Origin of the sequence: Clostridium mediterraneense (assembly GCF_900091705.1) — a bacterium.
In the GTDB taxonomy this organism is placed as follows: domain Bacteria; phylum Bacillota; class Clostridia; order Clostridiales; family Clostridiaceae; genus Sarcina; species Sarcina mediterraneense.
Genome location: NZ_LT594785.1, coordinates 302,786 through 314,989, shown reverse-complemented (window position 1 = coordinate 314,989; position 12,204 = coordinate 302,786). Strand labels below are relative to the sequence as shown.

Annotated in this window: 12 protein-coding genes; 7 read left to right on the top strand and 5 right to left on the bottom strand. The window is 28.4% G+C overall.

The genetic code is table 11. The annotated features are described in order from the left end of the window. Window positions 1-35 precede the first annotated feature (35 nt). The 3 genes from BN8917_RS03465 to BN8917_RS03455 all read left to right on the top strand — a co-directional run bounded on the left by BN8917_RS03465 (window position 36) and on the right by BN8917_RS03455 (window position 3,100). Window positions 36-716: a DUF624 domain-containing protein gene (locus tag BN8917_RS03465; protein WP_066870697.1), complete on the top strand. Its 681-nt coding sequence runs from the start codon at window positions 36-38 to the stop codon at window positions 714-716. Between the two features lie 109 nt (window positions 717-825). Then, a complete protein-coding gene (locus tag BN8917_RS03460; RefSeq protein WP_066870694.1) occupies window positions 826-2,127 on the top strand; it encodes a glycoside hydrolase family 125 protein in 1,302 nt (433 codons plus the stop codon). Window positions 2,128-2,278: 151 nt separating this feature from the next. Continuing rightward, complete coding sequence (locus BN8917_RS03455) at window positions 2,279-3,100, top strand: hypothetical protein (protein ID WP_066870692.1); 822 nt, start codon at window positions 2,279-2,281, stop codon at window positions 3,098-3,100. 54 nt (window positions 3,101-3,154) lie between these two features. Here the strand turns inward: BN8917_RS03455 and BN8917_RS03450 are convergent, their stop codons facing one another. Continuing rightward, window positions 3,155-4,471, bottom strand: a complete 1,317-nt coding sequence (locus BN8917_RS03450; protein WP_066870689.1) for a PTS sugar transporter subunit IIC — start codon at window positions 4,469-4,471, stop codon at window positions 3,155-3,157. Window positions 4,472-5,167: 696 nt separating this feature from the next. Here BN8917_RS03450 and BN8917_RS03445 point away from each other — a divergent pair. The 4 genes from BN8917_RS03445 to BN8917_RS03430 all read left to right on the top strand — a co-directional run bounded on the left by BN8917_RS03445 (window position 5,168) and on the right by BN8917_RS03430 (window position 7,136). After that, window positions 5,168-5,647, top strand: a complete 480-nt coding sequence (locus tag BN8917_RS03445) for a hypothetical protein (protein ID WP_066870687.1) — start codon at window positions 5,168-5,170, stop codon at window positions 5,645-5,647. A gap of 148 nt (window positions 5,648-5,795) precedes the next feature. Further along, window positions 5,796-6,425 carry a cysteine hydrolase family protein gene (locus tag BN8917_RS03440; RefSeq protein ID WP_066870684.1) on the top strand — a complete coding sequence of 210 codons (630 nt, stop codon included), beginning with the start codon at window positions 5,796-5,798 and terminating at the stop codon, window positions 6,423-6,425. A 269-nt stretch (window positions 6,426-6,694) separates the two neighbouring features. Then, complete coding sequence (locus BN8917_RS03435) at window positions 6,695-6,952, top strand: hypothetical protein (RefSeq protein WP_066870680.1); 258 nt, start codon at window positions 6,695-6,697, stop codon at window positions 6,950-6,952. Further along, complete coding sequence (locus tag BN8917_RS03430; RefSeq protein WP_207644760.1) at window positions 6,942-7,136, top strand: hypothetical protein; 195 nt, start codon at window positions 6,942-6,944, stop codon at window positions 7,134-7,136. Before BN8917_RS03435 ends, BN8917_RS03430 begins: the two co-directional genes overlap by 11 nt. 42 nt (window positions 7,137-7,178) lie before the next feature. On the opposite strand, the gene BN8917_RS03425 is transcribed toward BN8917_RS03430, so the two are convergent. The 4 genes from BN8917_RS03425 to BN8917_RS03410 all read right to left on the bottom strand — a co-directional run bounded on the left by BN8917_RS03425 (window position 7,179) and on the right by BN8917_RS03410 (window position 12,193). After that, the gene (locus BN8917_RS03425; RefSeq protein ID WP_066870675.1) at window positions 7,179-7,931 is read right to left on the bottom strand and encodes a YhfC family intramembrane metalloprotease; all 753 of its coding nucleotides are present in this window, start codon (window positions 7,929-7,931) and stop codon (window positions 7,179-7,181) included. Between the two features lie 107 nt (window positions 7,932-8,038). Further along, complete coding sequence (locus BN8917_RS03420; protein ID WP_066870672.1) at window positions 8,039-9,319, bottom strand: PTS sugar transporter subunit IIC; 1,281 nt, start codon at window positions 9,317-9,319, stop codon at window positions 8,039-8,041. Between the two features lie 57 nt (window positions 9,320-9,376). Beyond that, window positions 9,377-10,714, bottom strand: coding sequence for a 6-phospho-beta-glucosidase (locus BN8917_RS03415; RefSeq protein WP_066870669.1), 1,338 nt, complete (start codon window positions 10,712-10,714; stop codon window positions 9,377-9,379). A 384-nt stretch (window positions 10,715-11,098) separates the two neighbouring features. Next, complete coding sequence (locus tag BN8917_RS03410) at window positions 11,099-12,193, bottom strand: DUF871 domain-containing protein (RefSeq protein ID WP_066870666.1); 1,095 nt, start codon at window positions 12,191-12,193, stop codon at window positions 11,099-11,101. Window positions 12,194-12,204: the final 11 nt, after the last annotated feature.

The following is a 12,204-nucleotide window of genomic DNA, read 5'->3' as shown; positions in this document are numbered from 1 at the left end:
GATTATTATGTCTTTTATAAGGGGGTTTCATTTTTATGAACAATATCTTTAATTTAGAAAAAATTCTTACTTTTTTCAATTATGTTTTTTGGTTTTTAACACTTAATTTAATATTTATGCTTGTTAATATACCAACAGTATTGTTTTTAATATTTATCGGAATAAGTAAAGTGACTACATATTTACCACTATTCTTAGTTTGCTTAATTCCTTTTGCAGCCTCATTTACTACGTTATTATACTGCATGGGAAAAATCATTAGAAACAAAGACATAAATGTACTTTCAGACTTTATACATGGATTTAAGTCTAATTTTAAAAATTCAACAATCATATGGATAGGTGAACTTATACTAGTTTTCATACTTTATACAAATGTAAACTTTTTCTCAAAAGTTCAAAATAATTTAATTTTCAGCTCACTATTTATAGGTATATTTTTAATACTTATACTTATAACTCCATATATTTTCTTACTAATTAGTAGATTTTCTATGGATATTAAAAGTATTATAAAATCTTCTTTAATACTTTTATTTACTAGACCATTAATAACTATTGCTAATGTACTTTGCTTTATTTTTACTCTAATTTTATTTGAACTTGCAGCTAGTACAACAGTATTATTCATGTCTAGTATAACTGCATTTTTAATCATGTTTTCAAGCCAAGCCTTATTAAAGGAGCTTGAGGAAAAAGCTAAAAAGAGTGTATAAACTATTAATTTACTTAACTTATTATAGAAAGATATATTTATATATTTAAAGGTTTTCACTAATATTATAAAATCTAACATATAACTTAGTTTTTTAGGGGGACTTTTTTATGAATAAGTGCGAAGTAAATAAGATAGATACACTACAAGAAACTATAAAAACTCTAGCTTGTAATCTATCTAATGAAATAGAAAATCCAAAGTTAAGAGAAACTTTTTATAAATGTTTTATAGATACAATGGAAACAACAGTAATCTTAGATGAAGATGGAAACGATACATTTATAATTACTGGAGATATTCCTGCAATGTGGCTTAGAGACTCTACTTCTCAAGTAGAACACTATCTTCCATTTGTAAATGAATATCCTATATTAAAAGATGTATTTAGAGGATTAATTAAAAGACAATTAAAATGTATTGCAATTGATCCATATGCTAATGCTTTTAATAGAACTGCTAACGGTAAAAAATGGGACAATGATATAACAAAGGATAGTCCTTGGGTTTGGGAAAGAAAATATGAAATAGACTCTCTTTGCTATCCTGTTAGATTAATCTATAAATATTGGAAGAAAACTAATGATTCTTCTATCTTTAATGAAGATGTCTTAAATACATTTAAAACAATAATAGAACTTTGGACTGTTGAACAAGATCATTTTAAGAATTCAGATTATACATTCCAAAGATTAAATTGCTCAGAAACAGATACATTATGTAATAATGGACTTGGTAACCCTGTAAAATATACAGGAATGACATGGTCAGGCTTTAGACCTAGTGATGATGCTTGTAAATATGGATATCTTGTACCTGCTAATATGTTTGCTTCTGTAGTACTTGGATACATAGCTGAAATCTGCGAAGAAATTTATTCTAACACTGAAATTAAAGAAAAAGCACTTAAGCTTCAATATCAAATAGATACAGCTATTAAAGAATATGCAATTATTGAACATGAAGAATTTGGACCAATATATGCTTATGAAGTTGATGGATTTGGAAACTATAACTTAATGGATGATGCTAATGTACCTAGTCTTCTTGCTATTCCTTATATAGGTTATAAAGAAATTGATGATCCTATATATCAAAATACAAGAAAATTTATATTAAGCAAAGAAAATCCTTTCTTCTTTGAGGGAAAAGAAGCTAGAGGTATTGGTAGTCCTCATACTCCACATGAATATATTTGGCATATTGCTTTATCAATGCAAGGGCTTACAACTAATGATGAGTCTGAAATAGAAAGTCTTGTAGAAACTTTAATTAGCACAGATGCTGATACAGGTTATATGCATGAAGGCTTCCACTGTGATGATTCAACTAAATTTACTAGAGATTGGTTTGCATGGTCTAACTCACTATTTGCAGATTTTATATATAAAAAATATTTAAATACAAAATAAATCAAAGGTATATATCTGAAAAACTTAAATTCAGATATATACCTTTTTAATATAAAATAAATAATTTATTTTTGTTATCCCTATCTTCTAATTCACTTTTTCAAATTCTCACCATACAATATAGTGTTATAAATTTACTTAGGAGATTTTTATGGAAATTATTTATCCTGTCAATTATTTTAGAGTTCTTGATGACGGTGAAATAGAAGATTTAGAAGAAGGAGAAATTGGAGAATTCGAGATTAATGACGATTATATAGACTTAGAAAGTTCTGATGTATTTAATGAATTTGAAACTGAATCTAAAGCTTACTATGAATATGAAGATTCATATCCTAATTTAGAAAGAGATAACTTTTTAGCAAGAGATGGATTTTATAGAGAAGTATCAGAAGAAGAATTAGATGCTGAAAGACCTGATAACAATAATAATCCTATGAGTAATCAACCTATGAATAAGCAACCTATGAGTAATCAGCCTATGGGTAATCAGCCTATGGGTAATCAATCTAATCAAGGCAAGAATAATCCTTGGCCTTTAAATATGGGACCATTAAACAAACTCCCAATGCCTAACTTTGGAATGCCTTTCCCTGGTCCTATGAAACCAAATATACCACCATTTAATAAGATTCCACCTATGAATGAAATTCCACTTGTTAATTTGGTTCCCCCTTTTAATCAACCTGGTTATCCAAAAAATCTAGGATTACCACCATCAACTATTCCATCAAAATTTAATAAGAATGTTAAAAATATTTCTAATTTAAATTTTAAAGGTGGTCAAGATTGGAGTAATACAGTTAGATTTTGTCTACACAGATTCACTTATATTTGGCAAAGAAATGGCCGTTCTTACTGGGCATTTTTAATAAGTGCTAATAGAAACTTTATAACAGGTTGGAGATGGAACAACTGGAGATGGGTTTTCTTTGGAATTGATATGAGAAGAATTGAAGCATTCTATTGCTAGTATAAAAAAATTTCAAATAAAAAAGAGATGTTTTTAAAACATCTCTTTTTTATATTAAGCTTCTTTTTTTGCTACAGCTGCCTCTTCTGCTGCTCTTATAGCTTCTTCTTGATTTTTAATATCTCTATGAGCTGCTATTCCTACAAATGGAATGTAGATTAATGTATCTATTACTAATAGTATTATTGATAATAATCCACCTTGCCATGAGTTAGTTGCTATTGCACCACTTAAAATTGGAGGTATTGTCCAACTTGCTTGTAATGCTACAATAGGTACAAAATGTAATAAGGTTGCATAATAAGCTACTATAGCATTAAGTAAAGGTACTATTAAGAATGGAACGAAGTATATTGGATCTAAACTTATTGGAAGACCAAATATAACTGGCTCATTAATATTAAATACACCTGGTAAAGCTCCAAGTTTTGCAATTGTAAGTTGAGCTTCACTCTTCTTCTTTCTTGTTCTATTTACTATAAAGATTGCAGCAACTAAACATATTGTAGCTCCAGCTCCACCCATAAATACAAATGAGTTTAAAAATTGATCATTAATAATATGTGTTGGAGCTTTTCCAAGCTTCACCATGTCCATATTATCAATTGTAAGTGGTAATAATACTCCATTAACTATTGGAAGCATCATATTTGAACCATGTAATCCAAAGAACCATAATATTTGAATTACAAATATAAGTACTAATACTCCCCAGAAGCTTCCTACTATACCTTGTAAAGGTGCTTGTACAGCTGAATAAATTGCTGCTGGTATATTTGAATCACCAAATATTGTGTATATTACTTGAATTGTAGCTGCAATTGCTAAAACTATCATTGATGGGAATAATGCTGCAAATGATCTTGCTACTGCTGGTGGAACTCCTGCTGGCATTTTAATAACAAGCTTTGGATTTCCCATTAAATAACTCATTAAGTCTCCAACAATTAATGATACTGCAAGAGCTAATAATAAACCGTTTGTTCCTAAAAACTCAGTTGTCTTAGCTAAATCTCCAAAGAAAATAATAAATGTTCCAACTGCTGTTAAACCAGATGCTAGTCCATCTTTTCCTCTAGATCTAGCAAGATTATATGCGATACTAAATGTAACTAGTAAGCTCATTATTGCATATGAACCATTCCATATTGAGCCGCCCCAGTTTTTCCATCCCTCTCCAAATATATTTTTCATAAATTCTTGGTACCATGGCCAAGAGAAATTGTTTATCAATATTGCAAAGGCTCCTGCCATTATTATAGGAATAATTGCTACGAAACCATCTCTTATAGCTGCAAGATGCTTTTCTGCTCCAATCTTAGCAGCCACAGGAATAAAGTGTTCTTCCATCCAATCGAAGAATTTTTTCATTTGTATTCCTCCTTACTTTTTCACAAGTAATTTTTTTAATTAAATTGATATCCATATTTTATCTAAAAAACTTTTCAACAACATTTTAATATCGTTTTAATAAAATGTAAACTTTTTTATTACGAAATACAAATCACTATTAATTAAAATATTGTTAAATCTTTAAATATTTTTATTAAGATACAAATACTTGTTAATAAATATTTTATACACTTAATCAAAATATTTAAATTTACACTACTTATATAACGCAAATTACATGCCACACTAAGTTTACTTGTTACTTATTTGTAAATCCAGTTAACAAGCCGTTGTTTATTTTAATACTTTTTACACATTTACAGTGTATTTATAATGTAATTTTTAAAACTTACACACTATATATGGAATTTCTATATATTAATGTAGATTCTGTATTTTTAAAAACCTAGAAAGTTTATCCTTTGTGATATTTTTTTAAGTAATCTTTGTATTTTTAATATCTATTAGTCTTTTAGCCCTAATTTATTATTTTGAAATGTACAATCTTTAATAAAATATATACTTTTTATAATTTTACAATTTAATAAAGCAAGAATATACTAAGGTTAAAGATACATTTTATAACAAACATGAGAATTTTAATAAATAATTTAATAATTATTTATTAAAGAATCTATTAATTAAATTCAATAGATTTACTGAGGAGGAATTTATATGAACACAGATCATTTAGTAGAAAAAATACGTGAAGAAGAAGCTAATATATTAGATAAATTCGAAAAGATGGAAGAACTAGAAAAAGAACGCGAAAATTTAAATGCATCTGTTCCTGATGATATAAAAGATAGAAAACTTCGTGATAAAGAACAACATCATCTTGAAAAGATAGAACATAAGCTTGAAAAAAAAGAGCATAAACAAGAGCATAAATTTGAAAAAAAAGCTGAAAAGTTAGAACATAAGCTTGAAAAAATAGAAGAAAAAGTTGAACATAAGCTTGAAAAGAAAGAAGATAAGCTTAATCATAAGCTTGATAAAAGAGAAGAAAAAGAAAGACATCATCTTGAAAAAGTAGAAGCTAAAGAACATTATCGTAACGAAAAGAGAGAAGAAAAAGAAAGACATCATCTACAAAAAGATGAAAATAAATATGAAAAAAAAGTGCATAAACATGAGGAAAAATACGAAAAGTAATTTAAATCTTGATAACTTCTCCATACAATCTTGATTAGTTCTTCACATAATCTTGATTACTTCTACACATTGGTATACTAGAATATAAGCAAATCTAGAGGAGCTAGCTACTAGAGAATAAGAATATATGAAGGAAGAGGTATAAAGCATGAAATTTAATACAAATGATACAGCAATAGTTTTAACAGATCCACAAAACGAATTTTTAAGTAAAAATGGAGCTGGATACAATCTAGTTAAAGATGTTCTAGAAAAAAATAATACTATTGAAAATTTAGTCAAGTTACTTAAAACAGCTAAAGAAAAAGATTATAAAATCTTTATTTCACCACATTACTACTATCCTCATGATCACCAATGGGCTTTTGAAGCTAAAGGCGAAAAAATGATGCATGATATGAATATGTTTGAAAGAAAAGGGCCTTCAGAAGCCGTTGATAAAAACTCTGGTGCTGATATTCTTGAAGTACTAAAGCCATATATTGAAGATGGAAGAACTATTATATCAAGTCCTCATAAAATATTTGGACCACAAACTAATGATTTAGTATTACAATTAAGAAAGCAAAAGATTGATAAAATAATTCTTGGAGGTATGAATGCAAATCTTTGTGTTGAATCTCATTTACGTGATCTTGTAGAACAAGGGTTTGAAGTTTATATAGCAAATGATGCTACAGGTGCTCCTGGATTTGATTCTTTCAATGCAGCTTTAATTAATTTTGAAATGATTTCTAGTGGTTCATATTCAACTGAAGAAATAATCAAGAATTTATAATATACAAAAGATTATCTTATTAGTTTAAGATAATCTTTTTTTCTTAATTAAATAATTTTTATATCTATAAAAAATATCAGTTTTTATTAAAACTATTGTATAAATAATACATTTAATTACATTTAGTATATTCTCCTATAAATATTTTTCATCAAATAACTATATATTGAATAAATATCTATCTATACATATTTTACAAAGATAATTTCAGATAATATACTTTAATTAAAGGATTTTCATTCTAAGCACTTACTAAGGAGGAAGCTAATATGGATAAACAAAAATTAATAAACAAATTAAAAGAAGAAGAAGCTAAATTTGTTGATAAATTTGAAAGATATGAAGAATTTGAAATAAGACGTGAAGAAATAAATTTAGGCCTTCCTCATGACCTTAGAGAAGAACTCGCTGAAAAAAGGGCAGAAGAAAGAGAAAAACACCTAGAAGAGAAAAAAGAAAAAAAACTAGAAAAAGAAGCTAGAAAGGAAGCTAAAAAATTAGCTCAAAAACATGACTTTGAAGATTAAAGATACTTTTAAATATACTAAGAAGTTCTTTAAAAAAAAGGATCCTTTACTAGATTCATTTTCTAAATTAGAACTTGATAGTTTGGAAGAATTAAAAAATGAAGGTGAGTATTTAGCTAATTTACACCATCACAGTCATCTTGAAAAAGAAATTGAATCAGACAAAATTAAATTCGAAGATTAGTTTATTATAAATATAAAAAGAGTTGTCCTAAGACAACTCTTTTTATATATTTTTTTTATCTTTAAGAGTATTTCTAATGTAAAAAAATGATATTACTGAACAAATTAATATATATCCTTCTACAATAAATAAATTACTTATAAGTCCTGTTTGATACATAGCAGGAATAAAATCAACTCCTGCATGAAATAGAATTGCACAGATTAAATAAAATATACTTTTCTCTTTTACTGCTTTGAATACTAATAAAGTTAAGCCTAGTTGTATGAGCAATACAAATCCCCTCTCTAAAGCAGCAAGGATATTAATAAATATTGATGTTTGTTGTAAATTAGAAATTAGAGAACCATCTATACTTACCCCTTTATTAATTAAAATAACTAGTACAATTTGAATTATCATTGTAATAGCATAAACAATAAGTATTTCTAGACCTGCATGACCAAGTCCATAAGCTAAAGCATCATACACTCTATTCTCTTTTTTAAGAATAAATTTAAAGCATACAAATCTAGCTAATTCTTCAAAAATACCAGCCATAAAAGCACCATATAGAACAAATATAAAAGGATTATCTTTTATAAATTTTCCTATAACAATATTTTTATTTAGTAAATAATAATTTATAAAGCCCTCTAAAATAATTACAGCTACAAAAAATGCTATCGCTCCTACCAAAAGTGCTTTATAACTTACTTTATACTTTTTTCTTAAAGTAATAATTAATATACTAGGAATTGCTAAAGTTAGTACTATAGATATAAACATAACAATTATTTTAGCAATACTTATCAATTTGATTCCCCCAAAGTTTACTCCTTAATATATCTTATTCCTATTTGTATAAAAAAATATCCAAGTAGAATAATCTCTACCTGGATATTTTATAATTTATATTAATCTTAAGCTTCTTGGTTTTCAGCTTCCATAGCTAATTCTTGTCTTGTTGCCATTCTTACAAATGGGATGTATATTACAACTGAAACTGCGATACATACTATTGCTACTAAAGCTCCTCTTATTGAGTTTGTTGATAACCAAGCTCCTAATACTGGAGAAGTTGTCCATGAAGCAAGTATTGATACTTTAGGCACAAGACCTATAACTGTAGCTACATATGCTATAGTTCCTGAAACAAGTGGTGCTATAACGAATGGTATAAAGTATGTTGCATTTAATACAAGTGGCATACCGAATATAACTGGCTCATTAATATTGAATGCTCCTGGAGCTGTTCCAAGTTTTGCAATCATCATTTGAGTCTTACTTTGTCTACCTACTAAGTATATAGCTATAATTAATGCGATTGTTGTTCCTGAACCACCCATATTTACAAATGAATCAAGGAATTGGCTGTTTACAATATGTTCTGGAGTTTGTCCAGCTTGTACTGCTGCCATGTTTGCTTGTGTTAATGGTAATAATACTGCACTTATGATTGGTGCTAATATATTTGATCCATGTAATCCAAAGAACCAAAGTAATTGTTGTATTAATATTAAAGCTAACATTCCCCAAACACTACCTACCATATTTTGTAGAGGTGCTTGAATCACTGTAAATAAAGCTTCGTGTATATTTTCTATTCCTACATATCCTAATAATAATTTTACAAGTGCTACTATTGATAATGCTATGATTGATGGGAATAAAGCTGCAAATGATTTTGATACTGCTGGAGGTACTCCTGCTGGCATCTTAATAACAAGCTTTTCATTTCCTGCTAATCTAACAAATATTTCAGTTACTAATAGTGCTACTATAATTGATACAAATAATCCTGATCCACCAAGATATGTTGCTGGAATACTTCCATCTTTATTTGGTGTATATAAAAGCATTGTTGAACCTAATGATAACATTGCTGCTGCAAGTCCATCTTTGCCATACCCTTTTGCTAAGTGATATGCTATTGTACATGAAGCAAGAATTGCCATAATAGCAAGTGATCCTGCCCATATTCCTCCACCAAAATCTTTCCAATTTGATGGTAATAACCAATCCATAAAGTTTTGGTATGGTTTAAAGCCTATGTTATTTATTAATGTTGCAAAGGCTCCAGCCATGATAAGTGGACTTATAGTAACAAATCCATCTCTAATAGCAACTAAGTGTCTTTGTGATCCAACTTTTGCTGCTACTGGAACAAAGTATTTATCCATTAAGTCAAAAAACTTTTTCATCTGTATTTTCCCCCTAAATTAAAATTTTGCTAAAGTTTTTTTATGTCAAATTATTTTTTATTTGCTTTCAAAATATGATTTAAATTGTGGTAAATAATCTTTATGTGCTTCTAATAATTCATCCACTAAAGTTTTAGCAAGTGAATCTGAAGCTACAAGTGGATTTACCGCTAAAGCTAAAACTGCTTTTTCATAATTTCCTTCTACGGCTGCTTCAATTGTTAATCTTTCAAATGTCTTAATTTCTTGAACAAGTCCTTTTACTGCTACTGGTAACTCTCCAATTTTAAGAGGTACTGGACCATTCTTTGTAATGATACATGAAACTTCAACTGTTGAATCTGGATCTATATCTTTAATAGCATCTCCATTTCTAAAATCTACTGGTTGAATATCTTGTGTATCATTATATATTGATGTTATAAGTCTACAAGCTGCATCACTATAGTAAGCGCCTCCTCTTTTTTCAAGTTGAGTTGGCTTAACATTTAGATTTGGATCTTTATATAAGTTGAATAATTCTGCTTCTACACCTTTAACAACTTCTGCTCTTGTTTCACCCTTTGAGAATTCTTTTAATTCTTCTTGTAACATCTTTTCTCTTTGGAAGTAGTACTTATGATATGGACAAGGCATAACTCCTAATCCTCTTATAAACTCTGCATTCCATGAGAAATCTGAAATATTTTTAACTATTTGTCCGATTTCTCCTTTTGCTAAAGCTTCTATTAAATCATTTGTTCTATCTTCACCTTTTACTTTAACCTCTGTTCCAAATACCATGTGGTTAAGTCCTGCAAATATCATTTCTAAATCTTTGTGTTCTACACCTAAAACTTTAGCTGCTGCCATTTCCATTCCTATTGGAACATTACATAATCCAATGTACTTACCATTTTGTCTTGCTCCATATCTATTAAGAGCTTCAGTAACCATTCCTGCTGGATTTGTAAAGTTTATAAGCCAAGCATCTGGACAAAGTTCTGCGATATCCTTTTCAATATCAAGAATAACTGGTATTGTTCTGAAAGCTTTAAACATTCCTCCAGCACCATTCGTTTCTTGTCCTATAACTCCATGACTTAAAGGAATTCTCTCATCTTTTATTCTTGCATCTAAAAGACCTACTCTCATTTGAGTTGTAACAAAGTCTGCTCCTGGCAACGCTTCTCTTCTATCGTAAGTTAAATGAATTTCCATAGGAACTCCAGCTTTTTCTACCATTCTCTTTGCAAGGTTTCCTACAATTTCTAGCTTTTCTCTACCTTCTTCTATATCAACTAACCATAATTCTTTAACTGGTAATTTATCATATCTCTTAATAAATCCTTCAACTAATTCTGGAGTATAACTTGAACCTCCACCAATTGTAACGATCTTTAAACCTTTTTTCATTAACTTTACCTCCTTAAAAATAATAAAGATAATAATTAAAACTCTCTTTTATAATTACACCAATATACTATAGCAATTAGCATGCCAACTTTTATTTTTAAGAAAATTTCATTTGTTTTTTTTCAAAATGGCTTAATCACAGGATTTGTATAGACAAATTTAAAATGCACAGTTTTTTATTTTTTTGCGCCTTATTTTTGCACACTAATAAGTAATTGTACACTTATCTTTCTAAATTTTTAATAATATGAACCATTATTAACAATTTAATTATTTGTGTTAATACTTTAGAAATATTATTTATACAAAATACAAAAATACCCCAAAAAAGCTTACACTCTCCCAGGGTATCCCATATTATACATATATTAAAATAAGCAAATATTATTTTTCTTTCTTAGTAAATCCAAAACTCATCCAAGGTTCAATATAGTCAAGTAAGAATATTTCATCTTCTGCTACTCTTCCAACAACGCTTGTCTTTCCTGAATTTTTCATATCCTTTATAGCAACTTGAAGTTCTCCTGCATATCTTGTATATAAATCTGAGTCAATTAAGATATCTCCTCTTTTTATATCCCTAGTATTTTTAGGAGGGAATTTTTCACCTTTATATTTAACTCTACTTTGAGTACTTCTTATCATATATTCTGAAACATCTCCTCTATTAAAATGATGTTCTTCAAATATAATCTTTTCTTCAAGTTCTGAAGTTTCAGGATAAACTTCTGCATTTAAAGTTATCATTGATTTATTTAATTCACTTAAAGCTTTTAATTCTCTTTCTGAAGCAAAAGCGTTAGCAATGATAACATCATCAATTAATCCTGTTGCAAATAAATGTTTAGCTTGAACTTCTATTGGCATATCTCTATGTTCTTCTAATGTACATAAACCTTCTGATACAGGCCATGGTCCATGTGTTGCATCCTTTGAATTAACAAAAGCTGCTGTTCTTATTCCATATTCCTTAAATTGCTTACTACATTTTATAAAATGATCATATGAAAGTCCTGTATATACATGAGGATAGAAATTATGACATCCATATAGATTTTCTTTATTTGGACTATATGAAAGTATATTATCTAAATATTTAGTTCCATTACTTACATTTAGCTCAATTTTTAATCCGTATTTATTATATGTCATTATTGATTCTTCATGTCCACTAAATCCAGCATCAAGTCTTATACCTGATAAGCCCATTTCTTTAAATACCTTTAAATCTGTTATTGAAGCATTTAAATTTTTGAATACTGTCGGATCAAGGTCTGCTATAACTTCCATACCTTCCTCATTTGCAGCATCAAGCATAACTTTAAATTCTTTTATAAGTTCATCAACAGTTTTATCCTCTGCTGATAATAAACATGTGAAAATTCTTTTAAAGCCATATTTTCCTGCTAAATGTATATATTCTACAACATCCTCCATTTTTGCATGGTTTGGATATACTGATATTCCAAGTCTCTTCATTATAATGTCCC

What these genes read in the sequence shown, in the direction of transcription:
- BN8917_RS03465 (WP_066870697.1), top strand. Translation starts at nt 36, where the DNA reads ATGAACAATATCTTTAATTTAGAAAAAATTCTTACTTTTTTCAATTAT.
- BN8917_RS03460 (WP_066870694.1), top strand. Translation starts at nt 826, where the DNA reads ATGAATAAGTGCGAAGTAAATAAGATAGATACACTACAAGAAACTATA.
- BN8917_RS03455 (WP_066870692.1), top strand. Translation starts at nt 2,279, where the DNA reads ATGGAAATTATTTATCCTGTCAATTATTTTAGAGTTCTTGATGACGGT.
- BN8917_RS03450 (WP_066870689.1), bottom strand. Translation starts at nt 4,471, where the DNA reads ATGAAAAAATTCTTCGATTGGATGGAAGAACACTTTATTCCTGTGGCT.
- BN8917_RS03445 (WP_066870687.1), top strand. Translation starts at nt 5,168, where the DNA reads ATGAACACAGATCATTTAGTAGAAAAAATACGTGAAGAAGAAGCTAAT.
- BN8917_RS03440 (WP_066870684.1), top strand. Translation starts at nt 5,796, where the DNA reads ATGAAATTTAATACAAATGATACAGCAATAGTTTTAACAGATCCACAA.
- BN8917_RS03435 (WP_066870680.1), top strand. Translation starts at nt 6,695, where the DNA reads ATGGATAAACAAAAATTAATAAACAAATTAAAAGAAGAAGAAGCTAAA.
- BN8917_RS03420 (WP_066870672.1), bottom strand. Translation starts at nt 9,319, where the DNA reads ATGAAAAAGTTTTTTGACTTAATGGATAAATACTTTGTTCCAGTAGCA.
- BN8917_RS03415 (WP_066870669.1), bottom strand. Translation starts at nt 10,714, where the DNA reads ATGAAAAAAGGTTTAAAGATCGTTACAATTGGTGGAGGTTCAAGTTAT.
- BN8917_RS03410 (WP_066870666.1), bottom strand. Translation starts at nt 12,193, where the DNA reads ATGAAGAGACTTGGAATATCAGTATATCCAAACCATGCAAAAATGGAG.